This is a genomic window from Paraburkholderia sp. 22098, assembly GCF_052045935.1.
Taxonomy (GTDB): Bacteria; Pseudomonadota; Gammaproteobacteria; order Burkholderiales; family Burkholderiaceae; genus Paraburkholderia; species Paraburkholderia caledonica.
Genome location: NZ_JBQEPV010000010.1, coordinates 36,578 through 59,938 on the forward strand (window position 1 = coordinate 36,578; position 23,361 = coordinate 59,938).

At 62.8% G+C, this 23,361-nt stretch carries 20 protein-coding genes and 1 other RNA gene; 11 read left to right on the forward strand and 10 right to left on the reverse strand.

What is annotated here, in order from left to right; genetic code table 11:
* Positions 1-44: 44 nt before the first annotated feature.
* Together ACTJLB_RS21280 and ffs are read right to left on the reverse strand one after the other, a co-directional pair.
* Positions 45-2,786 carry a DNA polymerase III subunit gamma/tau gene (locus ACTJLB_RS21280; RefSeq protein WP_440784369.1) on the reverse strand — a complete coding sequence of 914 codons (2,742 nt, stop codon included), beginning with the start codon at positions 2,784-2,786 and terminating at the stop codon, positions 45-47.
* A 303-nt stretch (positions 2,787-3,089) separates the two neighbouring features.
* Positions 3,090-3,188: signal recognition particle sRNA small type (gene ffs, locus ACTJLB_RS21285), an RNA gene on the reverse strand.
* 451 nt (positions 3,189-3,639) lie between these two features.
* On the opposite strand from ffs, the gene trxA reads away from it, so the two are divergent.
* The 8 genes from trxA to ACTJLB_RS21325 all read left to right on the forward strand — a co-directional run bounded on the left by trxA (position 3,640) and on the right by ACTJLB_RS21325 (position 12,573).
* A complete protein-coding gene (trxA, locus tag ACTJLB_RS21290) occupies positions 3,640-3,966 on the forward strand; it encodes a thioredoxin TrxA (protein ID WP_006048864.1) in 327 nt (108 codons plus the stop codon).
* A gap of 236 nt (positions 3,967-4,202) precedes the next feature.
* Positions 4,203-5,471: a transcription termination factor Rho gene (gene rho, locus ACTJLB_RS21295; protein WP_006048863.1), complete on the forward strand. Its 1,269-nt coding sequence runs from the start codon at positions 4,203-4,205 to the stop codon at positions 5,469-5,471.
* A 182-nt stretch (positions 5,472-5,653) separates the two neighbouring features.
* Entirely contained in the window at positions 5,654-6,262 is a 609-nt protein-coding gene (locus ACTJLB_RS21300) for a MerR family transcriptional regulator (protein WP_440784373.1), read from the forward strand.
* Positions 6,259-7,815, forward strand: coding sequence for an MFS transporter (locus tag ACTJLB_RS21305; RefSeq protein WP_440784375.1), 1,557 nt, complete (start codon positions 6,259-6,261; stop codon positions 7,813-7,815). The genes ACTJLB_RS21300 and ACTJLB_RS21305 overlap by 4 nt, the downstream gene beginning before the upstream one ends.
* A 15-nt stretch (positions 7,816-7,830) precedes the next feature.
* A complete protein-coding gene (locus ACTJLB_RS21310; RefSeq protein WP_440784376.1) occupies positions 7,831-8,667 on the forward strand; it encodes a zinc-dependent peptidase in 837 nt (278 codons plus the stop codon).
* A 158-nt stretch (positions 8,668-8,825) separates the two neighbouring features.
* Complete coding sequence (locus ACTJLB_RS21315; protein ID WP_020065843.1) at positions 8,826-9,092, forward strand: type B 50S ribosomal protein L31; 267 nt, start codon at positions 8,826-8,828, stop codon at positions 9,090-9,092.
* 341 nt (positions 9,093-9,433) lie between these two features.
* On the forward strand, positions 9,434-11,191 hold the full coding sequence (locus tag ACTJLB_RS21320) for an ArnT family glycosyltransferase (protein WP_440784378.1): 1,758 nt from the start codon (positions 9,434-9,436) through the stop codon (positions 11,189-11,191).
* A gap of 2 nt (positions 11,192-11,193) precedes the next feature.
* Positions 11,194-12,573: an MATE family efflux transporter gene (locus ACTJLB_RS21325; protein WP_088174571.1), complete on the forward strand. Its 1,380-nt coding sequence runs from the start codon at positions 11,194-11,196 to the stop codon at positions 12,571-12,573.
* 163 nt (positions 12,574-12,736) lie between these two features.
* Here ACTJLB_RS21325 and ACTJLB_RS21330 read toward each other — a convergent pair whose 3' ends face one another.
* Positions 12,737-13,174: a carboxymuconolactone decarboxylase family protein gene (locus ACTJLB_RS21330; protein WP_020065840.1), complete on the reverse strand. Its 438-nt coding sequence runs from the start codon at positions 13,172-13,174 to the stop codon at positions 12,737-12,739.
* Positions 13,126-13,632 (reverse strand): MerR family transcriptional regulator, encoded by a 507-nt coding sequence (locus ACTJLB_RS21335; protein ID WP_440784379.1) that lies wholly within the window; start codon positions 13,630-13,632, stop codon positions 13,126-13,128. Before ACTJLB_RS21335 ends, ACTJLB_RS21330 begins: the two co-directional genes overlap by 49 nt.
* 333 nt (positions 13,633-13,965) lie before the next feature.
* Between ACTJLB_RS21335 and ACTJLB_RS21340 the strand changes: the two genes are divergently transcribed.
* The gene (locus tag ACTJLB_RS21340) at positions 13,966-14,580 is read left to right on the forward strand and encodes a ComEA family DNA-binding protein (protein WP_440784381.1); all 615 of its coding nucleotides are present in this window, start codon (positions 13,966-13,968) and stop codon (positions 14,578-14,580) included.
* 120 nt (positions 14,581-14,700) lie between these two features.
* Positions 14,701-15,219, forward strand: coding sequence for a YidB family protein (locus ACTJLB_RS21345; RefSeq protein WP_440784382.1), 519 nt, complete (start codon positions 14,701-14,703; stop codon positions 15,217-15,219).
* 219 nt (positions 15,220-15,438) lie between these two features.
* On the opposite strand, the gene clpB is transcribed toward ACTJLB_RS21345, so the two are convergent.
* A complete protein-coding gene (gene clpB, locus ACTJLB_RS21350; RefSeq protein ID WP_020065836.1) occupies positions 15,439-18,036 on the reverse strand; it encodes an ATP-dependent chaperone ClpB in 2,598 nt (865 codons plus the stop codon).
* 131 nt (positions 18,037-18,167) lie between these two features.
* Positions 18,168-18,677 carry an Rrf2 family transcriptional regulator gene (locus ACTJLB_RS21355; protein WP_440784383.1) on the reverse strand — a complete coding sequence of 170 codons (510 nt, stop codon included), beginning with the start codon at positions 18,675-18,677 and terminating at the stop codon, positions 18,168-18,170.
* 297 nt (positions 18,678-18,974) lie between these two features.
* Here ACTJLB_RS21355 and ACTJLB_RS21360 point away from each other — a divergent pair, with 297 nt between their 5' ends.
* Positions 18,975-19,517 carry a group III truncated hemoglobin gene (locus ACTJLB_RS21360; RefSeq protein WP_440784384.1) on the forward strand — a complete coding sequence of 181 codons (543 nt, stop codon included), beginning with the start codon at positions 18,975-18,977 and terminating at the stop codon, positions 19,515-19,517.
* Positions 19,518-19,596: 79 nt separating this feature from the next.
* Here ACTJLB_RS21360 and moaE read toward each other — a convergent pair whose 3' ends face one another.
* From moaE to thrC, 4 genes are all read right to left on the reverse strand, one after another.
* The gene (gene moaE / locus ACTJLB_RS21365) at positions 19,597-20,073 is read right to left on the reverse strand and encodes a molybdopterin synthase catalytic subunit MoaE (RefSeq protein WP_310065291.1); all 477 of its coding nucleotides are present in this window, start codon (positions 20,071-20,073) and stop codon (positions 19,597-19,599) included.
* A 17-nt stretch (positions 20,074-20,090) separates the two neighbouring features.
* Positions 20,091-20,348, reverse strand: coding sequence for a molybdopterin converting factor subunit 1 (moaD, locus tag ACTJLB_RS21370; protein ID WP_027778435.1), 258 nt, complete (start codon positions 20,346-20,348; stop codon positions 20,091-20,093).
* 24 nt (positions 20,349-20,372) lie between these two features.
* A complete protein-coding gene (locus tag ACTJLB_RS21375; RefSeq protein ID WP_440784385.1) occupies positions 20,373-21,677 on the reverse strand; it encodes a molybdopterin molybdotransferase MoeA in 1,305 nt (434 codons plus the stop codon).
* Positions 21,678-21,904: 227 nt separating this feature from the next.
* Positions 21,905-23,356 carry a threonine synthase gene (gene thrC, locus ACTJLB_RS21380; RefSeq protein WP_128594944.1) on the reverse strand — a complete coding sequence of 484 codons (1,452 nt, stop codon included), beginning with the start codon at positions 23,354-23,356 and terminating at the stop codon, positions 21,905-21,907.
* Between the last annotated feature and the right edge of the window lie 5 nt (positions 23,357-23,361).

Here is a 23,361-nt window from a genome sequence, read left to right on the forward strand (position 1 = left end):
ATCGCGCGCGCCCCAGTGTGTTTCCGGCGTGATCGCACAGCGAATCAGTGAACCGAGGACGCGCCGTTCGGGCCGGCGTCCGGACTAATCGAAGTACTCGAACTAATCGGGCGGATCGAGCCCGGCACGATGCTCGCGCCGAACTCGCGGATCAGCGACTGCACGAACGGATCGGCGCCGATTTCGCGCTCCGCTTCCTGCTGACGTTGGGCCCGCATGGCGGCGTCGTGAGCGGCTGCCGTGCGGCGCGCCGGGCCGACCTCGACCTGCACGTCGACATGCTGGCCCAGCTTTTCGACGAGCGCGCTTTTCAGTTTCGCAACCTGCGAAGCCTCCGCGTACTGCGGCACGGGCACGTTCAGTTTCAGGGTATTGCCTTCGAGCGCCATCAGTTCGCTGTTGAATGCGAGCTGATACGAGATGCCCTTGAGCGGGAGGTCGACGGCGAGCGCAGGCCAGTCGCCTTTGAACCCGAGCGGATCGAGCGGCACAGCGGGAGGCAGCGGACGCTTATCGACGACCGGCGTCGGCGCGGACGCCGGCGCGCTCACGCGGACGTCGTCAGGGCCGCTGTCGAACACGGGCATGTAGTTGTCGTCGGGTGGCCCATAGTAGCCGTCATCCGATGCCGACAGCGGCACATAGTCGTCAGGCGGCATGTCGTCCCACGGAGGAACCGCCGAGCCGTTCGGCTGCGACTCTTTGCGCGCCGCCGGTTGTGCCGGCGCCGCAGCTGCTAACGCGCGCGCGCCCGAGGCGGACTCCGGCTGTGCCGCGCCACGCGGCGCGCCGGGCGTTGGCACGGGAACCACCACGAGCGGCGCGGTTGGCTTCGTCGCGGCCGCACTCGCGTTGGCCGACGCCGCAGGCTTCGGGGTCGACGCGGCATTCGCGCGGCCACGGTCGGACGACACCTTCAGGCCAGCGCTGCGCAGAACGTCGAGTGCGGCGCTCGCGCCGCCCGCACGGCGCGGCGGTGCGTCGGGCAACGTCGCAGGTGCGGCTTGGGCCGCTTCATTCGAATCCGCCGAGGACGCGGCTTCGCTCGCGCGCGCGAAGGCGGCGGCAGCCGGTGCGCTGAGCGTGGCGGGCGGCGTGCTCTCCGAAGATGCTGTTTCCGCCGACGTGGATTCCGATGCGAGCGCAGCAGGCGTACTCGCTGCTGCGGGCGTCGGTGCAGGTTCGGGGGGCACTGAAGCGGATCCGGACGCTGTGTCGACAGCACCCGGGCCCGTCGCCAGGTTCGCGGCAGACGAAGCGGGCTCATCGTCCCACGGAGCCAGCGCACGCGCTGTCGTACTTTCCGAAGCGGCGGACGTTCCCGCGACCGGCGTGGGCACATCGACGCGGGCAGGCGTCGGGGTAGCATTCGCTTCGTTCGGGATCGGGGCTGACTCTTGAGCCGTGTGTTGAGCGACGTCGCTGGAAGTTGACACAGCTTGTGTGCTCCGCGCGAAGTCCTGCCTCTGACCGGCGCTTGCAGGCGCACCTCCGGCAGCACCGGCAACGCGTCCCGGCTCACGAGCCGGCTCAGCAGGAGAAACCGCGCCGCGCGGGCCCGCCGCCAGCCGTACGGGCGGCGCAGCATCTCCCGCCGACGAACCCGCCGCCGCTACCGCGGGCGTCGCCGCCCGCTTTCCTCCGCTCGCGCCTGTCTGACCAGACTGCCGGCCAGGTCCAGCAGCTCCGCCGCCGCCCGTTGGAGCAGGTTCGAACGCAAGCATGCGCAGCAGGGTCATCGTGAAACCGGCGTATTCGTCGGGCGCGAGACCGAGTTCGCTCCGGCCGATCGTCGCAATCTGATAGAACAGCTGCACCTGTTCGGCGCTGAGGGTCTCGGCAAAGCGGCGCAGGTCGCCCGCCTCCGGCCACTCGTCCAGTACCGACGACGGTGCGAACTGCGCCCACGCGATGCGATGCAACAGGCTCGCGAGATCCTGCAACGCGGTCGAGAACGACAGACTGCGCAGCGCCATTTCGTCAGCAACCGACAGCACAGCCGCGCCGTCGCCTTCGGCGAGCGCATCGAGCAGCCGGATCAGGTAGCTCTGATCGAGCGCGCCGAGCATGCCTCGCACAGCCTCTTCATTCACCTGGTTAGCCGAATACGCGATAGCCTGGTCGGTCAGCGAGAGCGCGTCGCGCATCGAACCGTCGGCGGCACGCGCGAGCAGGCGCAACGCCTGGGCCTCGTACGGCACTTTTTCTTCGCCCAGAATGTGTTCGAGGTGCGAGACGATGTGGCCGGCGGGCATCTGCTTCAGATTGAATTGCAGACAACGCGACAGCACCGTGACCGGAATTTTCTGCGGATCGGTCGTGGCGAGAATGAACTTGACGTGCGGCGGCGGCTCTTCCAGCGTCTTCAACATTGCGTTGAAGGCGTGGTTCGTGAGCATGTGCACTTCGTCGATCATGTAGACCTTGAAACGTGCATCGACCGGCGCGTACACCGCGCGCTCCAGCAAAGCCGCCATTTCGTCGACGCCGCGATTACTTGCCGCGTCCATCTCGACATAATCGACAAAGCGCCCTTCGTCGATTTCACGGCAGGCCCGGCAGACTCCGCACGGCGTGGAGGTCACGCCCGTTTCGCAGTTCAGCGCTTTGGCGAAGATGCGCGACAGCGTCGTCTTGCCGACGCCACGCGTGCCGGTAAAAAGATACGCGTGATGCAGACGGCCGCCGTCGAGCGCGTGCGTGAGCGCGCGCACCACGTGCTCCTGTCCGACGAGCGACGCGAAATCTTTCGGCCGCCATTTGCGTGCGAGAACTTGATAGGTCATCGGGAAATTGTATCAGTAACAATGCCGTGCAAAACCGATTCGCGACCCGGCGCCAACGCGCGCGGCCGCAAGATTGAACCGCGCGATTGAAAGCGACTAATGGAGCGATAGAAAAATATATTGGCGGCATCGCGAAGCGCCGTTGCACATCGTCCGGGCGACATGCACAGCCTTATGGCTGAAGGCGCGGAGCGAATGGGCAGCCGTGCAGTGCGAACAACAGCACATAGGCAACCGGCATCTGAAACAGACGCGATCAAAGCGAGCGCAAGGGGAGAAAAACAGAACGAACAGAAAGAGGAAGGTGACGAGCCTGACCCTCGGCACTGGTGGAAAACGGCTGTGGCTGCTTCGTTCCCGACCTGACCAGGTTGACCATCCCTCCATGCGAGGAGGCCCGTCACGAAACATTCTATCACTGCCTGGCTCTTCGCGCGACTGTTAATACGATCAAAGCGACGATCGAAGCGCAAAGCGCGCACCGAATCGCCGCCGTTCCCGTCTCGCCACACGGCTTGTGCCGCGTTTGTGCCGCGTACTTGAGTTTGATCGCCGGACCTCCACATAGGCTACGTCGTAGTTGATGAAACACGGTGGCACTTCATCGGCAGCTCTCGGCCCCACTGCCCCTGATGAGTACTATCGCCCCCGGCAACGCATAGCGAATTAAGCTAAACTGCCGTACGGATGACCCGCATGCGCGAGCCTTCCGCCCACGCAGACTGGTCTCCGACTTTTCGCGCGCAGGTGGTGAGGTTCGGAGTGCGGCTAAGCGAACGGAAGTTTCCCTAGGTTTTGACGTATCGTGGCGAGCAATTCAGGCGGGCCTCGAACCGATAGAGGTATTCATACAATGAGCGAACAAATCAAGCATATTAGTGACGCATCGTTCGAACAGGACGTCGTGAAATCCGATAAACCCGTGCTGCTCGACTTCTGGGCTGAATGGTGCGGTCCGTGCAAGATGATCGCGCCGATCCTCGACGAAGTCGCCAAGGATTACGCCGATCGCCTGCAAATCGCGAAGATCAACGTCGACGAACATCAGTCGACGCCGGTCAAGTTCGGCGTGCGCGGCATCCCCACGCTGATCCTGTTCAAGAACGGCGCTGTCGCCGCACAGAAAGTCGGCGCATTGTCGAAGTCGCAACTCACCGCGTTCCTCGACGGCAACCTGTAAAACGGTCGCGCAGGCGCGCCGCGAGGTCTACCGGACCCGCGCGCGCCTCGTCTGCCCTGTTGTGGGGCGGCAACGTTTCCTACAAGAAAGATGCCGTAGCGCCCCACTGGCGGAAACTGGCGTGTGCTATGCTAGAATCCGCAAAACGTCGAAAAGACGTGTAGGTCCTTGAGCGGTTCCGCTCACTTCTCCTCCCAGATTCCATTTCGTCGCACCTTCTCCTGCGGGTTCTCCGTATGCATTTATCCGAGCTTAAGACTCTGCACGTGTCCGAATTGATCGAGATGGCCAATGGCCTCGAGATCGAAAGTGCGAACCGCCTGCGCAAGCAGGAATTGATGTTCGCCATTCTAAAAAAACGAGCCAAAACGGGCGACACGATCTTCGGCGACGGCACGCTTGAAGTGCTGCCGGACGGCTTCGGCTTCCTGCGGTCGCCGGAAACGTCCTATCTCGCCAGCACGGATGACATTTACATCAGCCCGTCGCAAATTCGCCGCTTCAACCTGCATACGGGCGACACGATCGAAGGTGAAGTGCGTACGCCGAAAGACGGCGAGCGCTATTTCGCGCTGGTGAAGGTCGACAAGGTCAACGGCCAGCCGCCGGAAGCCTCGAAGCACAAGATCATGTTCGAAAACCTGACGCCGCTGCACCCGAACAAGGTGCTGCTGCTCGAACGTGAAATGCGCGGTGAAGAGAACGTCACCGGCCGCATCATCGACATGATCGCGCCGATCGGCAAAGGCCAGCGCGGCTTGCTGGTTGCGTCGCCCAAGTCCGGCAAGACCGTGATGCTTCAGCACATCGCGCACGCCATCAAGCAGAACCATCCCGACGTCGTACTGTTCGTGCTGCTGATCGACGAGCGTCCCGAAGAAGTGACGGAAATGCAGCGTTCGGTGGCTGGCGAGGTGATCGCCTCCACGTTCGACGAACCCGCCGCGCGTCACGTGCAGGTCGCCGAAATGGTGATCGAAAAAGCCAAGCGCCTCGTCGAAATGAAGAACGACGTGGTCATTCTGCTCGACTCGATCACGCGTCTCGCGCGTGCATACAACACCGTCGTGCCGGCTTCGGGCAAGGTGCTGACGGGCGGTGTCGATGCCAACGCATTGCAACGCCCGAAGCGCTTCTTCGGCGCGGCGCGAAATATCGAGGAAGGCGGCTCGCTCACAATCATCGGCACGGCGCTGATCGAAACCGGCAGCCGCATGGACGATGTGATTTACGAAGAATTCAAGGGCACCGGCAACATGGAAGTGCACCTTGAGCGCCGTCTTGCAGAAAAGCGCGTGTACCCGTCGATCAATCTGAACAAGTCCGGCACGCGTCGCGAAGAATTGCTGATCAAGCCTGAAGTGCTGCAAAAAATCTGGGTGTTGCGCAAGTTCATTCACGACATGGACGAAGTCGAGTCCATGGAATTCCTGCTCGACAAAATTCGCCAGACGAAGAGCAACTCCGAGTTCTTCGACATGATGCGCCGTGGCGGCGGCAGCTAAGAAAAGCTGCGCACGTACACTGTATGAGAAAACCGCTCGTCACCGACGAGCGGTTTTTTTTCGCCCAGCAGATCTGCAATAGCGCGGCTTCGACTCCAGCAATTCAGTCCCACATTCCAACCTGTACGTGAACGTACACGTTGAAGTAAAATCTGACGACGCTTTTCTGTCAGGCCATGCTTATGTCGAACGACTCACCCACTCTGCTTACCGTACGTGACGCGGCCGAGCGCCTCGGCGTCACGCCTCGCACGTTGAAATACTACGAAGAGCGCGGGCTTGTATCGCCCGCTCGCAGCGAAGGCCGCTACCGTCTTTACGACGACAACGACTTACAGCGGTTCGGGCGCATTCTGCGTTTGCGTTCGTTGGGTTTCTCGCTGCACGGCATTACTGAGATGCTCAAACGGCCGCTCGAACCGGTCGGGGGCGGACATCGTTTTTCAACCGAATCGCTGCAGCAGATCCACGACGCGATCGCTGGACAGGTGGACGCACTCGACGCACGCATTCAAGCCATGCGCCGTGAGCTCAAGGAAGCGCAGAAGCTGCGCGACGAATTGAGTCCGGACCTCGATTATCTGAAGCGCCGTCTAGCGGGCGAAAACGCGGACGCCCTGCTCGAACAGCGCCGCAATGCGCTGGCGAAAGGCGCGAAAGCTTCGAAGACTGCCAAAGGTCGTGAAGACCCTCAAGCGCCTAAGATCGTCAAACACAAGGAAGCCGGCGCAAGACCCGCTGCGAAGCCCGGGAACAAACCGCGCGCCTCGACAGCGGGCAAGCGGTCATGAGCACAGCGTGGCCTCGCACCCGCTGGCCCGGTGCGGAGAAACTGCGTGGCGATGTATTCCCCTGGGTGCTGGCGGTCGTCACGGGTCTCGACTATTTCGACAACTCGATTTTTTCGTTTTTCGCGAGCTATATCGCCGGCGGCGTGAACGCGTCGCCGGACGAACTCGTGTGGGCTTCGAGCGCTTACGCGGTGGCTGCAGTGCTGGGCATTCTTCAGCAGGAATGGTGGGTCGAGCGCTTCGGATACCGCCGATATGTCGCCGGTTGCATGCTCTTCTACGCGATGGGCGCCGTAGCGGCCGCGCTGTGCGAATCGTCGGTTGAACTTGCGTTCGCACGCGGCTTTCAGGGCTACTTCATCGGCCCGATGATGGGCACCTGCCGCATCCTGATCCAGATGAGTTTCACGCCCAAACAACGCCCCGCTGCAACCCGGGCGTTCCTGATCCTGATCGTCCTGAGCAGCGCGCTCGCGTCGTTGATCGGCGGCCAGCTGGTTTCGTACTTCGGCTGGCGTGCACTCTTCGCCTGTACCGCCCCCGTCGGCATGCTCTTCATGGTTCTCGCCGTGCTAGCACTGCCCGACGCGGGCAACCGTCTGCCCGAGGAGCGCGGTTCAGCACACTTCTGGCCGTACATCGTGTTTGCCTTTGCGCAAGGCGCACTGCAAATCGTCATGCAGCAGGTGCGCTTCCAGTTGTTCAGCGCGTCGCCCGGCCTGATCCTGCTCACACTCGCCGGCATCGTCGCGCTCGGCTGGTTCGCGTATCACCAATGGCATCACCCCTCGCCGCTCATGCGCCTGCACGCGTTGCGCGAGAAGGTGTTCCAGGTCGGTCTCGTGCTGTACATGTTCTATTACTATCTGTCGACGGCGTTTAGCTATCTCATTTCCCGTTTGCTCGAGAGCGGTCTCGGCTACCCGATCGAGAACGCCGGGCAACTCGTCGGCGTCACGTCGCTGATTTCAGCGAGCGCGCTTTTCATCTACCTGCGCTTCGCAAAACTTCTGACGCGCAAGAAGTGGATCATCGTGCCGGGCTTCGCCATCGCCGCGCTCACGGCCGCGTGGATGACCCGCATGTCGCCGTCCGTCGGCGAAGCGGCGCTGGTGGGGCCGCTCCTGTTGCGCGGCCTGCTGTTGCTGTTCATCGTGCTGCCGGTCGCGAATCTGACCTTCAGGATATTCGCGATAGAGGAATTCACGCACGGTTACCGGTTGAAGAACATCGTGCGGCAACTCACGATCTCCTTCGCCACCGCGTCTGTGATCATCGTCGAGCAGCATCGGCAGGCGATACATCAGGCGCGACTCGCGGAGTTCGTGAATCCGTACAATCCATTGTTTCAGGACTCGCTTGCCGCGCTCACGCGCACGTTGTCCGCCGCGGGCCGTTCGCCGTCGGACGCGCATTCGCTTGCGCTCGTGGAGATCAGCCGGTCGGTGGTGCGGCAGGCCAGTTTTCTGACCTCGCTCGACGGCTTTTACTTTCTGATCGGCATCGCGATTTGCGGCGGTATTTTTGCCGCGTGGCAAAAACAGATCGACTAACGGTTTCATCGGCCCATGCTTTCGAAACTCACTCAATGGCTCGGCGCCCGCCGGCGCGAGCGCGCGCTGCGCGACTACGCAATCGGCGATGCCCTGTGGCAGGCCACGCTCGACGGTTTGCCGTTCCTCGCGCAGCTGGATGCCCCGGATCGCGCGCGCCTGCGCGAGATGAGCAGCCTTTTCATCGCACAAAAGGAGTTCTCGACCGCGCATGAGCTCGAGTTGACCGACGCAATGACCGTCGCCATTGCGGCCCAGGCGTGCCTGCCTGTGCTGAACCTGAGCCTCGATCTTTATCGCGGATGGGTCGGCGTGATCGTATATCCGGGCGAATTTGTGATCCGCAAGACGGTCGAGGACGAAGACGGCGTCGTTCACGAGGTCGAGCACGACGCGAGCGGCGAAGCATGGGAAGGCGGCCCCGTCGTCCTGTCGTGGGAAGATGCGCAGATGACGGACGGCACGGACGCATATAACGTGGTGATTCACGAGTTCGCGCACAAGATCGACATGCTCAACGGCGAAGCGGACGGCCATCCGCCGCTCGTGCGCCGCTGGCACGCGCCACTCGACTCGCAAGCCTGGGCGGATGTGTTCGACGCCGCCTACGATCAGTTCTGCGCCCGCATCGACGCCGTGCCGCAACGCCGCTGGACGCGCTTCGAGCGGGAATCGCTGATCGATCCCTACGCCGCGGATCATCCATCGGAATTTTTCGCGGTGTGCAGCGAGGCGCTGTTCGTCAAGCCCCAAGCTTTCGAAGCGGAGTATCCGGAGCTGTATCGGCTTCTCGCCCGATATTATCGACAGGACCCGGCGCGAGTCGGCCTGACGTTCGCGTCGCCGCAATAGGCGAAATATGGGCAAAACACCTGACGGAATTCGTCAAGCGACTGATTTTCTGGCATAATCGCCGTTTTTCGACCACAGGCAAGTGGCTCGCGCCTAGATGCAGTCCGCGCATAAGCGACCGCACGCGGGTTGGCTACCGCCAGATTAAAGGAAAGATCATGAAAGAAGGCATTCACCCGAATTACCGCGAAGTCCTGTTCATCGACATGTCGAACGACTTCAAGTTTGTGACGCGCTCGACCATCCAGACGCGTGAAACCGCCGAATTCAACGGCCAGACCTACCCGCTCGCCAAGATCGAAGTGTCGTCGGAATCGCATCCGTTCTACACCGGTCAGCAAAAGATCATGGACACGGCAGGCCGCGTCGAGAAGTTCAACAAGAAGTTCGGTTCGCGCGCTACCGGCAAGGCAGCAGCGAAGTAATACCCGCCGCTTTGGCTGGCCGGGCAAAATCAGGCCTTTTGGCCACTTTCGTCCGGCAGCGAAGCAGCAAAAGAAGGGCAGCGCGAGCTGCCCTTTTTTGTCGCCTGCGCGCAACTGGAAAGCCGGTGCCGACGTGGCCAACGTTCAAGCCGCCTTACACGTGGACAGCCGGCTCGGTGTAACGGCACGCTCGACGCCGTTGCAGCCCCGCCGTTGCAGCCCATTACCGGCCGTGACGCGCACACTGGCTCCCGACTACAATGCCGGATGCTCCAATAAGGCCATGCCAGCCGGACCGGCCGTCCAGTGGCGGCTTTCGCTTATTAAATATCCCAAACCGCATGAGACCTGTCGTTCGCCTCACTGCTTCCGCGACCAGTGCGCTCCCGCGCTGGCTGCTGTTGACCATCTGTATCGTCTACGCGTCGTTCGGCCTGTTCGGCCGCGATCCGTGGAAGAACGAGGACGCAGCCGGCTTCGGCGTGATGTGGACCATGGCGAACGGCAGCGCGCATGACTGGCTCCTGCCGAATCTGGTCGGCAAGTACCTGACCGAAGACGGCCCCCTTGGCTACTGGCTCGGCGCCAGTGCGATCCGCGTGTTCGCGCCGTGGGTGGACGCGAGCAATGCGTCCCGTGTCGTTACCGGCTTGCTGTTTTGCGCGGGCTGCGCTTTTGTCTGGTACGCCGCCTACCTGCTCGGCCGGCGCGCCGAAGTCCAGCCGTTCAAGTACGCGTTTGGCGGCGAGCCGGAACCTCGCGACTACGGTCGCACACTCGCCGACGGCGCCCTGCTGATCCTGCTCGCCTGCTTCGGCCTCGCCGAGCGCGGCCACGAAACCACGCCGCAGTTGGTGCAGTTCGTGTGTATCGCAATGCTCGTCTACGGGCTCGTGCGAATGATTGACAAGCCGATTCAGGGCGCGGCGATCTGGGGCCTGGCGATGGGCTTCGTCACGCTCGCGAGCAGCCCCGTGCTGGTCGGCGCGCTTCTGCTGGGCACGCTCGCCATGACGTTGATCGTCCGCGAGACGCGCTCGCGCTGGCTGCTGCTCGCAGGTCTGCCGATCGCGCTGGCGCTCTCGGTCGCGTGGCCGATCGCCGCGCTCTGGGCTTTTCCCGTCGACGCCGTCTGGTATCTGAACCAATGGGTGCACGTCAGCCTGAGTTCGTTCGCCGGCCCGCCCGGCTCGGTCGCGGCTTACGCGCTGAAAAATCTGCCGCTCTTCACGTGGCCCGCATGGCCTCTCGCGCTCTGGGCATGGTTCAGCTGGTCGGGTCTGCGCCGCGCGCCGCACGTCGCGATTCCGCTTTCCGTGATCGGGCCGCTGCTCGTGCTCGTCGTGTTGCAGAGCCATCAGTCGAACCGGCTTTATATGTTGCTGCTGCCCGCGCTCGCAGTGCTGGCCACCTTCGCGCTGCCCACGCTCAAACGCGGCGCCATCAACGCAATCGACTGGTTCGCATTGCTCAGTTTCACGATCCTCGGCAGCTTCGTCTGGCTCGTGTACGTGGCCGGGCTGACCGGATTCCCGCATCCGCTCGCGCGCAACCTCGCGCGTCTCGCGCCGGGCTTTGCGCCGCAGTTCAAAATACTGTCGTTCGTCTGCGCGGTCGCGGTGACGATTTGCTGGTTCGTGCTCGTGCAATGGCGTCTCGCGCGCCATCCGAAGGTGCTGTGGCGCAGCGTCGTGCTCTCGAGCGCCGGCACGACGCTCATGTGGGTGCTGCTGATGACCTTGTGGTTGCCGGTCGTCAACTACAGCCGGACTTACAAGGACGTCGCCGAACAGATCGCGAGTCACTTGCCTGAGGACTACACCTGCATATCGCCGGTGCGCCTCGGCAATGCGCAAATTGCGACGTTCGCGTATTTCGGCGACATGCACTTCGCGTTCAATCAGGATTGCGACGTCATTCTGCGCCAGGACACGCAAGACTTCGGCGAGCCTAGCGCGATGTCCGACTTCATGTGGAAGCTGGTGTGGGAAGGCCGCCGCGTGGCCGACCGCGACGAACGCTTCCGCTTGTATGTGCGTATCGACCGTCCGAAGCCGCCGGTCGTGAAACGGCGCAACTGGCACAAGAAGCCTGGCTGACCATGCTTGCCGACGTACGGAAAATCGCCGGGCTCGCGTGGCCGGTGCTGATCGGTCAACTGGCTATCATCGCTTTCGGCGTGATCGACACGGCCATGGTCGGCCGTTACTCGGCTGTCGATCTAGCGGCGCTAGGCCTCGGCTCGTCGATTTACATCTCCGTCTACATCGGCTTGACCGGTATTCTCACCGCGCTGCAACCGATCACCGCGCAACTGTTCGGCGCACGCCGCTACCAGGAGATCGGCGAGGAAGTCCGGCAATCGCTGTGGCTCGCACTGGCGCTCACGGTCATCGGCTTTCTGATCCTGTTCTTTCCCGGCCATCTGCTGCATCTCGCGCGTGTGCCCGATGCGCTGCACGAGCGCACGGTGTCGTATCTGCGGATACTCGCATTTGGCCTGCCTGCCGGCCTCGTGTTTCGCGTCTACGGTTCGATCAGCAATGCAGTGGGCAAGCCGCGACTCGTAATGATCCTGCAGATCGGCGCGCTGTTGCTAAAGGTGCCGCTCAATACGTGGTTCATTTTCGGCGGCCTCGGCGTGCCGGCACTCGGCGGCCCCGGTTGTGCGCTTGCCAGCACCTTGATCAACTGGGGGCTCGCGCTCGTCGGCATGGTGCTGCTCACCCGTGTCGACGTCTTCACGCCGTTCGCGATCTTCAAGCGCTTCTGCTGGCCCGTCTGGCGGCGCCAGGCCGCGCAGCTGCGACTGGGCATTCCGATGGGACTGTCGTATCTGATCGAAGTCACGTCGTACACCTTCATGGCGCTCTTCATTGCGCGCTTCGGCACGACGACGCTCGCCGGGCACCAGATCGCCGGCAACATCGGCGCGGTGTTGTATATGACGCCGCTGTCGATCGGCATTGCTTCGTCGACGCTGGTGGCTCAGGCGCTCGGCGCGCACCGCCCGGAAGCCGCGCGCACGTTGTCGCGCCACGGAATCATGATGGCGGTCGCCCTCGCCTGCTGTTACGGCGCAGTGCTGCTCGTGCTGAGACCCTACGTGATCAAAGGCTATACGCCGAACGCGCAAGTCGTGGCGGCGGCGCTGCCGCTCGTGCTGATCGTCGTCTGCTATCACCTGTTCGACGCGCTGCAGATCACCACCGCGTTCGTGTTGCGCGCGTACAAGGTCGCCGTCGTGCCGACCGCAATCTACGCTGTCGCGCTGTGGGGCGTGGGTCTCGGCGGCGGTTATCTGCTGGGCTTCAATGTGACCGGCGCGATCCCGACCTGGCTGACAGGGGCGCGCGGCTTCTGGGTCGCGAATACGGCGAGTCTTGCGATCGCGGGCATCGGCTTGCTGCTTTACTGGCGCGTGGTCAGCAAACGGCATGTGCGCGCGGGCGCGGTGCTGCGATCCGAAGCGGCTGATTGAGGGCGACGTTGGCGGCATCGTCACTTGCTCCCAACAGCCACCCGCAATCAACCCGATCAATTCCTGTCTGCGCAAACCGCGCGCTTTAGCGGCACGCGTCGCTCCTCTGCCCGTTCCGCATGCTCACCCCGCATGCGTCAGGTTCTCTGCCCGTTCCGCATGCTCACCCCGCATGCGTCAGGTTCTCTGCCCGCTCCGGCCGCACCTCATGCAATCCCTGATCGTGGCGCTCGAAAACCTCGCGCGCGGCGAACAGCGCGTTCAATGCCGCCGGGAACCCGGCATACAAGGCCATCTGCATGAACACCTCGACGATTTCCTCGCGCGTGCAGCCGACGTTCAGCGCCGCCTCGATATGCACCTTCAGCTGCGGTTGCGCACAGCCGAGCGTCGCAAGCGACGCGATGGTGGCAATCTCCCGCGCGCGCAGATCGAGTTGCGGACGGCTGTAGATATCGCCGAAACCGAATTCGATCAACAGTCGCCCGAAGTCCGGTGCAATCGGCGCAAGCGCGGCGATCACCTGCTCGCCGGCAGAACCGTCGATTTCCCTCAGTTTGTTCCAGCCTTGCGTGTAACGCTCGTTTTGCGCGTAGTCCATGGTGACTCCTTTTCCTTTTCCGAGTGTGAGAACGATGAGGTGTCGTCGATCCGTCGTGACTGACTCTCCGCTGCGGACGTCTGGCCAGCCGCTTCGCCTTCGTAATACGCGATCTTGTCGACGATTGCGCCAAGGTTGGCCTGCAAGTCGGCAATCCGCGCCAGAACCGCATCGCGATGCGCTACCAAAAGGTCGCGGCGCGCACCGAACGTCTGCTGACCCTCGGCACGCAGCGCCGCGAAGGCCTGCATGCCGACGATCGGCATGCCGGTGGCTTTGAGGCGCATCAAAAACCGCAGCCAGTCGAGGTCGGCCGGCGAATACAGGCGATGCCCCGCCTGCGTGCGGCCAACCGCGCGAATCAGCCCGGCCTGCTCGTAATAGCGCAGCGTATGGGTTGAGACGCCGATGGTGTCGGCGACCTGCCCGATGGTGAGTGCGTTCGACGTGTTCGACATGACAGGACTCAGGTTAGGACTTAGAGTGCACTCTAAGTCAAGTGCGTCGCGCTGTCATTCTCACGCGACCTCGGAACTCAGCCGGCCCTGCAATGCGGTGCGATCGCGGTTCAATCGCGGTTCGATGCAAGCAATCCGGCTCACAACCGCCTTTTTGCCAGGCAAAAGGTTTAAAGATTGTTCACGACGATTTACTTGCCGTTGATCGGCCGGTATAAATCGTCGGCGGTCGCCAATAAGCGCGCGCGTTTGTCCTATGCTTAAGCGCAGCGCCTGCTGACACATTGCGTCGTCCGTTCCCGGCTAACTTTTGCCCTCAATGGAGTGCTTGCCATGCTGAAAAAGCTCGTGATGCTGTGCGTTGCCTTGATGTTGTCGCTGTCGGCGGGATTCGCGTCCGCTGTCGAAGTGAATTCCGCCGATCAGGCCGCACTCGAATCGGTCAAGGGCATTGGGCCCGTGCATGCGAAAGCGATCATCGAAGAACGCACGAAGAACGGGCCGTTCAAGGACGCCGACGATCTGGCCACGCGCGTCAAAGGCATTGGCAGCAAATCGGTCGTGAATCTGGAAGCGGCGGGCCTGACGATCAACGGCTCGTCTACGCCGCCAACGGGCGCGAAACCCGCGGCAAAGTCCACGCCGACGAAGACCGCGCCTGCGGCCAACACCGCGGCCACTACTGCAACGACGGCAACGACGACCGCAACCCCGGCCGCCCCGGCCGACGCCTCAGGCGCAAAAGCTTCGAAGTCGTCGAAGAAAAAGGCTAAGGCCGCAGCCTCGGACGCGGCCGCGGCATCCGCGCCGCCGCCCACTGCCACTGCACCGGCAGCCCCCGCCGCTGCAGCCAGCGCGCCTGCCGACGCATCTGGCGCAAAGGCGTCGAAGAAGAAAGCGAAGAAGAGCAAAGCCGCGTCGGCAGCGGCGGCTTCGGGCGGCGCATAAAGAACCTGCGCGCAAAAATCGGATCAGAGACTGACTAAGCCAGCAAGGCAGAGCGCCAGCAGCGAAGTTTCGGTGCAATCCGCGCGATCCGCGTGTGACGAGCATGCCACGCTGCCGGCAATGCGCCTGCCTTCCCCCGACGCCGCGCAGCCGCGCGGCGCGTCACCCGCCGACCCGTCATCGACGCGTCGGCATTCAAGAGAGACCGTCATGAGCCTACTCGACACCCTCGGTTCCCTGGTTGGCAAAACGCCCGAAGGCGGCGGCCAGCAAGCGCTGATCGCCGCCGCACTCGAATTCGTCAATAGCCAGCCGGGCGGCCTGAACGGCCTGATCCAGCGCTTCCAGGAGAAGGGCCTCGGCGACGTCGTATCGTCGTGGGTCAGCAACGGCGAGAACCAGCCGATTGCAGCCGATGCTTTGCACAGCGTGCTCGGATCCGAAGCCGTCACCGGACTTGCCGCCAAAGCCGGCGTGCAACCGGATCAGGTCACCGGCCTGCTCTCGCAGATCCTGCCCCACGTGGTCAACGCCGCAACGCCAGACGGCGAAGTGCCGGCCGAAGGCAAGCTGAACGCGACCACCGTGCTTGGCGCGCTCGGCGGCCTGTCCGCGCTGTTCGGCAAGGGCACTGCGTAAAGGCACTGCATAAGCGCGCTGAGCGACGCAAGCACTGCCTTGCCTGCCCATTGAGCAGGCAAAAAAAGCGGCAACGAAGGTGACTTCGTTGCCGCTTTGTCATTTGCGAAGCTAGTGCGTGACACGTCGCCCGGCGTAGGGCGTCAAATCAAATCAATGCGTGATCAATGCGTGGGCCAACGCGCCGCATTGATACGACGCGTCAGCACACGACATCGATTAGTGCACGACTCGCTCGAACACCAGGTTGCCATCTTCCAACTCGACCGGAATCACGTCCTTCGGACCGAACTTGCCGGCCAGAATCAGCTTGGCGACCGGGTTCTCGATCTCCTGCTGGATTGCGCGCTTTAACGGCCGCGCGCCGAACAGCGGATCGTAGCCGACCTTGCCGACATGCTCCAACGCCTCGTCCGACACCACGAGTTGCATGTCGAGCTTGGCGAGCCGCTCGTGCAGACGCTGCAGCTGGATTCGCGCGATGGACTGCACGTTCGAGCGATCGAGCGCATGGAACACCACGACGTCGTCGATACGGTTCAGGAACTCGGGGCGGAAGTGCAGCTTCACCTCTTCCCACACCGCGTCCTTCACGGCTTCCTGCGGTTCGCCGACCATTGCCTGAATGACCTGCGAACCGAGGTTCGACGTCATCACGATCACCGTGTTCTTGAAGTCCACGGTACGGCCCTGGCCATCGGTCATGCGGCCGTCGTCGAGCACCTGCAGCAGCACGTTGAACACGTCCGGATGCGCCTTCTCGATTTCGTCGAGCAGAATCACGCTATACGGCTTGCGGCGCACGGCTTCCGTCAGATAACCGCCCTCTTCGTAGCCCACATATCCGGGCGGCGCGCCGATCAAACGCGCGACGCTGTGCTTCTCCATGAATTCGCTCATGTCGATGCGGATCAAGTGATCTTCCGAATCGAACAGGAACGCCGCCAGCGCCTTGCACAACTCGGTCTTACCTACGCCGGTCGGTCCGAGGAACAGGAACGAACCGTACGGACGGTTAGGATCCGACAGACCCGCGCGCGAGCGGCGGATCGCATCGGCCACCGCGCTGATCGCCTCGTCCTGACCGATTACGCGCTCATGCAGCTTGTCTTCGATCTGCAGCAGCTTTTCACGCTCGCCCTGCATCATTCGCGAAACCGGAATACCGGTAGAGCGCGACACGACTTCCGCGATTTCCTCCGCGCCGACCTGCGTGCGCAACAGACGCGGACGCGTCGGATTGTTCTGCTCCTTCGCTTCGGCCTGCGTGACTTCCTTCAACTGCGCCTCGAGGCCCGGCAGCTTGCCGTATTGCAATTCCGCGACCTTTTCCAGCTTGCCTTCGCGCTGCAAGCGCGTGATTTCCGCACGCGTCTTGTCGATCTCTTCCTTCAGTTGTGCGCTGCCCTGCACTGCTGCCTTTTCCGCAGTCCAGATTTCTTCGAGGTCCGAATATTCGCGGTCGAGCCGCTCGATTTCTTCTTCGATCAGTTGCAGACGCTTTTGCGACGCTTCGTCCTTCTCTTTCTTGACAGCTTCGCGTTCGATCTTCAGTTGGATCAAACGACGGTCGAGCCGGTCCATCTCTTCGGGCTTCGAGTCGATTTCCATTTTGATCTTCGACGCCGCTTCGTCGATCAGGTCGATTGCCTTGTCCGGCAGGAAACGATCGGTGATGTAGCGATGCGACAGTTCCGCCGCCGCGACAATGGCCGGGTCGGTGATGTCCACGCCATGGTGCAGCTCGTACTTCTCCTGCAAGCCGCGCAGGATCGCGATCGTGGCTTCGACCGTCGGCTCGTCGACCAGCACCTTCTGGAAGCGACGTTCGAGCGCAGCATCCTTTTCGATGTACTTGCGATATTCGTCGAGCGTGGTCGCGCCGACGCAATGCAGTTCGCCGCGCGAGAGCGCCGGCTTCAGCATGTTGCCCGCGTCCATCGCGCCTTCGGCCTTGCCTGCGCCGACCATCGTGTGAATTTCGTCGATGAATACGATGGTTTGCCCTTCGTCTTTTGCGATGTCGTTCAGCACCGCCTTCAGGCGCTCTTCGAATTCGCCGCGATATTTCGCGCCCGCCAGCAACGCAGCCATGTCGAGCGACAGCACGCGCTTGCCCTTGAGCGTTTCAGGCACTTCGCCGTTGACGATCCGCTGCGCGAGCCCTTCGACGATCGCCGTCTTACCCACGCCCGGCTCGCCGATCAGCACCGGATTGTTCTTCGTGCGGCGTTGCAGAATCTGAATGGACCGGCGGATTTCGTCGTCACGGCCGATCACCGGGTCGAGCTTGCCGGCACGCGCGCGCTCGGTCAGGTCGACCGTGTACTTCTTCAGCGCCTCGCGCTGGCTTTCGGCATCCTGGCTATGCACTTGCGAGCCGCCACGCACGGCGGCAATCGCGCTTTCGAGCGACTTGCGCGACAAGCCATGCTGGCGCGCGAGGCGGCCGGCTTCGCCCTTGTCGTCCGCGATCGCAAGCAGGAACATTTCACTTGCGATGAACGTGTCGTTGAGCTTTTGCGCTTCCTTGTCGGCCTGATTCAGCAGACCCGTGAGCTCGCGGCCGATCTGCACGTTGCCGTCCGTGCCTTGCACCTGCGGCAAACGCGTGATGGCGTCGTCGAGCGCAGTTTGCAGCGCCTGAACATGCACGCCGGCGCGTGAAAGCAGCGAGCGCGCAGAGCCGTCCTGCTGCGCGACCAACGCCGCGAGAACATGAACGGGTTCGATGTATTGATTGTCATGGCCGACCGCGAGACTCTGCGCGTCAGCCAGCGCTTCCTGGAATTTAGTGGTGAGTTTGTCGATTCTCATGCGAGACCTCCAATTTCGATTACCACCAAAATGAGGCGTTTTATTCAGGTTTCAAGCGCTTTTTTAACGTCGCAACGGAGTTTTTAACATCTCCCGCGAAGAAAATGCGCGGCTGTGTGTCACCGCCGCGCTCAGGAAATAGACACCGACTTGTCGCTCGCCGTCGTGACAGGCGTTAACGGCACGACCGGAATGACGGTGCGTATGCCGAGCAGCGCCGCAAGCGGACCTTGCGGACCCGCCACTTCGTCGATCGTATGGCGATCGAGTTCTGCGAGAAAAGCATGACGCGCCGCTTCGAGCGCGCCGCGCAGCCGGCACTGGGGCGTAATGACGCACGGTCGGCGTTCCCCGTTCTGATCCGGCAGGCAGGCCACTAGCGCGAAGTCGCTTTCTGTTGCGCGCACGACCTCGCCGACCGTCAGCGAACGGGTTCGTCCGGCAAGCCTCAAGCCGCCGTTGCGGCCGCGCACGGTTTCCACCCAGCCGAGTTCGCTCAGCTGCTGCACCACTTTCATCAGGTGATTTTTGGAGATGCCGTACGCCTGCGATATGTCCTGAATGGTCGATAAGCCCTCGCCTCGAACCGCGAGGTATAACAGGACGCGCAGCGAATAGTCGGTGTAGTCGGTCAGTCTCATAGGTGCAGTATCACAATGAGCGCAAGCCGCGATCCGTGGGATAACCGCGTCGATGCAAGGGTTGCCGGAGGCCGCAGCTTCGCCATAAGATGCACATGGCAGATATTTATAATGCTGCTTGAGTAAAAGTTGGGCGTTCGCGCCCATGGTAACGTTTCCCGCCGCGCCCATTCGCAGGAAAAGCGCGCTTTTTTCAGTCCACTTCGGCGGAACGCGCCCTATTTCCGGCGGTTCGTGCCGGTGCGCGGCGCGCTGGGGCAAGCGACGAGCCAATCGTCGCACACTTCCGGAACTTGCATGAAGCCTTCTTTTCCCGCCGCGCCGGTTGTCGAGCGCGCCGCCGAGCCTGACGAAGCCAATATCCGCAAGCTTGTGTACGGTTTCTACGATCGCGTACGCGCAGATCCGCTGCTCGGGCCGGTTTTCGATGCGAAGCTGGCCGGCCGCTGGGACGATCATCTACCGAAAATGTGTACGTTCTGGGCGAGTCTGGTGCTGGGCGCTAAGCAGTACCGCGGCAATGTGCAGCAGGCGCATCAGCCACTCGAAGGGATCGAGCCGCAGCATTTCAGCCGCTGGCTGTACCTGTTCCTCGATACTGTCGAGTCGCGTTATGAGACGGCCGCCGCCGTCCGCTTCATGGAACCGGCGCTGCGCATTGCGCAGAGTTTGCAATTGAGCCGTTTCGGTTGGGACTACAAGATTCCGGCGGAACAACAGGCGTTGCTCGAACGCGTGGCGCCAAAGCGCTCTCCCCGCGGCGATGAACCGCAGCTCCCCGAGCGGCCCCCTGGGGAGCCGTTTCCAACGCGCATTATCGGGCGGACGCGCGACGAGTGACGGTGATTGACGGCCCGAGCGGCACGCCTCATCACGCTGTCTCGCAACCCGCCGCTGATGCGACGAGCGCGGCAAACGCCTACTCTGAAGATCCGTTCCCGGATTCGATGCCCCATCGTGCGAGCGCTGTATCGTCGGTCACGCGGGCGTCGACCCAGCGCTCGCCCGCTTCTGTCTTCTCCTTCTTCCAGAACGGCGCCTGGGTTTTCAGATAGTCCATCACGAACTCACACGACGCAAACGCGTCCCCGCGATGCGCGGCCGTGGTCGCCACCAGCACGATCTGGTCGAGCGGATAAAGTTTGCCCACGCGATGCACGATCAGCACCTCGATGCCCGGCCAGCGCCGGCGTGCGCTTTCCACAATCGCTTCGAGCGACTTCTCAGTCATGCCCGGATAGTGCTCGAGCTCCATTGCCTCGACGGCGCTGCCCTCGTTCAGATCGCGCACGGTGCCGACGAAGCATGCCACGGCGCCTATCTTCGGATTGCGAGCGCGCAGCGCGGCAACTTCGGCGCTGAGGTCGAAATCTTCGGTCTGGACACGTACGGGCATGGCGGGCTCCTTGCGGTTCAACCGCCGGTGACGGGTGGAAAAAACGCGACCTCGCAACCCTCGGTGATTCGCGTGCCGGCGTTCGTCATGACGTGATTGCAGGCCATGCGCAGCGCGCGGCCTTCGGCGAGCGTGTCGGCCCAGATGCCGCCACGCACACGCAGCCAGGCGCGCACGTCGCCGACGGTCGCGACGCCTTCGGGCACGTCAACGGTTTCGTCAGCCAGATCGAGCGCTTCACGCACGCTCGCAAAATATCGCAATTGAATCTTCATGGGATGCCGCCGGCGTTGCCGGCCTCAATTCAGCAATTCGGAAAAAGGAATGAAACGCACGGTTTCGCCGGCGCTGATCGCATGATTGGGCGGATTGTCGATCAGACCGTCGCCCCATACCGTGGACGTCAGCACGGCCGAGCTCTGGTTCGGGAACAGATCGAGCCCGCCAGCGTTGTTGATGCGCGCACGCAGAAATTCGTTGCGGCGATCGGCCTTGTTCTGCGTGAAGTCCGCGCGCAAAGACAGCGCGCGCGGTGCGGCGGCCTGCACGCCCGCAAGCCGCAAAATGAACGGACGCACGAACAACAGAAAGGTCACGAAGCTCGACACAGGGTTGCCGGGCAGACCAATGAAAAACGTTTCGGCCGACGCAGCGGCATGCTCCGCATCAGATGCGTGATTAGCGCTGGTTTCACCACTAGGCTCGCCGCTCCCCGCGCCGCGACGCACGGCGCCGAACGCGAGCGGCTTGCCGGGTTTCATCGCGATCTGCCACATCGCGAGGCGTCCTTCCGCCTCGACGGCCGGCTTCACGTGATCTTCTTCGCCGACGGACACGCCCCCGCACGTCAGGATGAGATCGTGCGCGTGCGCGGCTTTACGCAGCAGGTCGCGCGTCGCATCGAGGCGGTCGGCGACGATGCCAAAGTCGCTCACCTCGCAGCCGAGCTTCTCTAGGAGTCCACGCAGCGTAAAGCGATTTGAGTTGTAAATCGCGCCGGGCTTCAGCGGCTCGCCGGGCATGGTCAACTCGTCTCCGGTGAAGAAAACGGCAACCCGCACCCGGCGACGAACTTCCAGTTCAGCACAACCGACCGACGCGGCAAGCCCCAACGCCTGCGGCGTGAGCCGCGTGCCGGCCGGCAGGATGACCGAACCGCTTTGAATGTCGGCGCCTTGCGCGGTGATCCATTCGCCGGGCCGGGGGCTGTGCAAAATGGTGACCTCGTCGCCGTCGGCTTCCGTTTGCTCCTGCATGACGACGGCGTCGGCACCCGGCGGCACGGTCGCGCCGGTGAAAATGCGGGCTGCCGTACCGGGCTTCAGCGGCTCGGGCGCGTGGCCGGCCGGGATGCGTTGCGACACCGGCAGACGGCGATTGCCGTGCGTCGTCACGTCGGCGGCGTGGATCGCGTAGCCATCCATTGAACTGGTATTCATTGGCGGGACGTCGAGCGGCGAGACGACATCCGCCGCAAGCACGCGGCCTGATGCTTCGAGCGTCGGAATGAATTCGCTGCCGATGACCGGACTCGCAGCGCTGAGCAGGGTCGCCAATGCGTCGGCGGTGGCGAGCATCGGAGCGCGGGGCGTGGGTGTGGACATCTGGGGTTCGAAGCCGCAGGTTAAAAGAACATTGTAGCGGCCGAAGGCTGAGCCTTGTCACGCCCGCTCTTATCGGAGCGTTTCGCCGCGCGCGGCGGAGTTCTGAGGCGCTTGTCGCAGCGAGTGCGGCAAGCGCGCCGCGTCCAACGCGACGCGACCGCCGGCTCGGCTTCCGCACTATCGGCGCGGCATGTCACGCGGGCCGCTGGCCCGCGCGCCAGTCGCAATTACGCGCTGGTGTTCGCCACGATGAAGTCCTTCACGCGCTGTGCGTCGGCGGGCAGCACTTCAAAACGCTGCGGCAGCGACTCCAGCCCCGTGAACGCGGCCGGACGCTCCGGCTCGCGCAACAGCGCTTCGCGAATCGTTTCGCCAAACTTGATCGGCTGCGCCGTCTCCAGCACGATCATCGGCACGCCGGGTTGCAGATGTTCGCGCGCCACTTTCAGGCCGTCTGCCGTATGCGTGTCGATCATCGTGTCGTAGCGCTGGAAGACGTCGCGAATCGCTTCAACGCGGTCGTCGTGGCTGCTGCGGCCCGATACGAAGCCGAACTCCTTCACACGAGCGAAGTCGCCGCTCGCCGCGAGGTCGAAACCGCCCTTTTCCTCGACGTCGCGGAACAATTGCAGCACTCGCGCCGGATCGCGGCCGAGCAGATCGAACACGAAACGCTCGAAGTTCGACGCCTTCGAAATGTCCATGCTCGGGCTGCTCGTGTGATACGTCTCCGCGGCCTTGCGCACGCGGTAGATGCCGGTGCGGAAAAATTCGTCGAGCACGTCGTTTTCGTTCGTAGCCACCACGAGTTTTTCGATCGGCAGACCCATCATGCGCGCGATGTGACCCGCGCACACGTTGCCGAAATTGCCCGACGGCACCGTGAACGACACGCGCTCGTCGTTGCTCTTGGTCGCAGCGAAATAGCCCTTGAAGTAATAAACGACCTGCGCGACGACGCGCGCCCAGTTGATCGAATTGACCGTGCCGATCTTGTACTTCGCCTTGAACGCGTGGTCGTTCGAAACGGCTTTGACGATGTCCTGGCAATCGTCAAACACACCTTCGACCGCGAGGTTGAAAATGTTCGGGTCTTGCAGACTGTACATCTGCGCGGTCTGGAACGCGCTCATCTTCTTGTGCGGCGACAGCATGAACACGCGAATGCCCTGCTTGCCGCGCATCGCGTATTCGGCGGCGCTGCCGGTGTCACCCGAAGTCGCGCCGAGAATGTTCAGCGTTTCGCCGTGTTTTGCGAGCGCATATTCGAACAGGTTGCCGATCAACTGCATCGCCATGTCTTTGAACGCAAGCGTGGGACCGTTCGACAGTTCCAGCAGCGACAGCGGCGCGCCGTTCTCGACGCCGAGTGTTTTGAGCGGCGTGATCTGTTCCGCGCCTTCGTCGTCGCGCACGTTGCAATACGTTTGCGCCGTGTAGGTCTTCCGGGTCAGCGCGCGCAGGTCTTCAGCCGGAATGTCGTCGCTGAACTTCGACAATATTTCAAAGGCGAGGTCCGCATACGGCAGCGTGCGCCAACGCGCGAGTTCGTCGGCGCTGACGCGCGGGTATTCGGCCGGCAGGTACAGCCCGCCGTCTTTTGCGAGACCGCCGAGCAAAATGTCGGAAAAAGTGTGGCGCTCGCCGGCTCCGGCGCCGCGCGTGGAGAGGTAGTTCATAGTTC

Excerpts from the sequence above, each read along its gene's own strand:
- ACTJLB_RS21315 (WP_020065843.1), top strand. The coding sequence starts at position 8,826 with ATGAAAGAAGGCATTCACCCGAATTACCGCGAAGTCCTGTTCATCGAC.
- ACTJLB_RS21330 (WP_020065840.1), bottom strand. The coding sequence starts at position 13,174 with ATGGACTACGCGCAAAACGAGCGTTACACGCAAGGCTGGAACAAACTG.
- ACTJLB_RS21300 (WP_440784373.1), top strand. The coding sequence starts at position 5,654 with ATGTCGAACGACTCACCCACTCTGCTTACCGTACGTGACGCGGCCGAG.
- thrC (WP_128594944.1), bottom strand. The coding sequence starts at position 23,356 with ATGAACTACCTCTCCACGCGCGGCGCCGGAGCCGGCGAGCGCCACACT.
- rho (WP_006048863.1), top strand. The coding sequence starts at position 4,203 with ATGCATTTATCCGAGCTTAAGACTCTGCACGTGTCCGAATTGATCGAG.
- ACTJLB_RS21310 (WP_440784376.1), top strand. The coding sequence starts at position 7,831 with ATGCTTTCGAAACTCACTCAATGGCTCGGCGCCCGCCGGCGCGAGCGC.
- ACTJLB_RS21280 (WP_440784369.1), bottom strand. The coding sequence starts at position 2,786 with ATGACCTATCAAGTTCTCGCACGCAAATGGCGGCCGAAAGATTTCGCG.
- ACTJLB_RS21340 (WP_440784381.1), top strand. The coding sequence starts at position 13,966 with ATGCTGAAAAAGCTCGTGATGCTGTGCGTTGCCTTGATGTTGTCGCTG.
- ACTJLB_RS21305 (WP_440784375.1), top strand. The coding sequence starts at position 6,259 with ATGAGCACAGCGTGGCCTCGCACCCGCTGGCCCGGTGCGGAGAAACTG.
- clpB (WP_020065836.1), bottom strand. The coding sequence starts at position 18,036 with ATGAGAATCGACAAACTCACCACTAAATTCCAGGAAGCGCTGGCTGAC.
- ACTJLB_RS21345 (WP_440784382.1), top strand. The coding sequence starts at position 14,701 with ATGCGCCTGCCTTCCCCCGACGCCGCGCAGCCGCGCGGCGCGTCACCC.
- trxA (WP_006048864.1), top strand. The coding sequence starts at position 3,640 with ATGAGCGAACAAATCAAGCATATTAGTGACGCATCGTTCGAACAGGAC.
- ACTJLB_RS21355 (WP_440784383.1), bottom strand. The coding sequence starts at position 18,677 with ATGAGACTGACCGACTACACCGACTATTCGCTGCGCGTCCTGTTATAC.
- ACTJLB_RS21320 (WP_440784378.1), top strand. The coding sequence starts at position 9,434 with ATGAGACCTGTCGTTCGCCTCACTGCTTCCGCGACCAGTGCGCTCCCG.
- ACTJLB_RS21375 (WP_440784385.1), bottom strand. The coding sequence starts at position 21,677 with ATGTCCACACCCACGCCCCGCGCTCCGATGCTCGCCACCGCCGACGCA.
- moaE (WP_310065291.1), bottom strand. The coding sequence starts at position 20,073 with ATGCCCGTACGTGTCCAGACCGAAGATTTCGACCTCAGCGCCGAAGTT.
- ACTJLB_RS21335 (WP_440784379.1), bottom strand. The coding sequence starts at position 13,632 with ATGTCGAACACGTCGAACGCACTCACCATCGGGCAGGTCGCCGACACC.
- moaD (WP_027778435.1), bottom strand. The coding sequence starts at position 20,348 with ATGAAGATTCAATTGCGATATTTTGCGAGCGTGCGTGAAGCGCTCGAT.
- ACTJLB_RS21360 (WP_440784384.1), top strand. The coding sequence starts at position 18,975 with ATGAAGCCTTCTTTTCCCGCCGCGCCGGTTGTCGAGCGCGCCGCCGAG.
- ACTJLB_RS21325 (WP_088174571.1), top strand. The coding sequence starts at position 11,194 with ATGCTTGCCGACGTACGGAAAATCGCCGGGCTCGCGTGGCCGGTGCTG.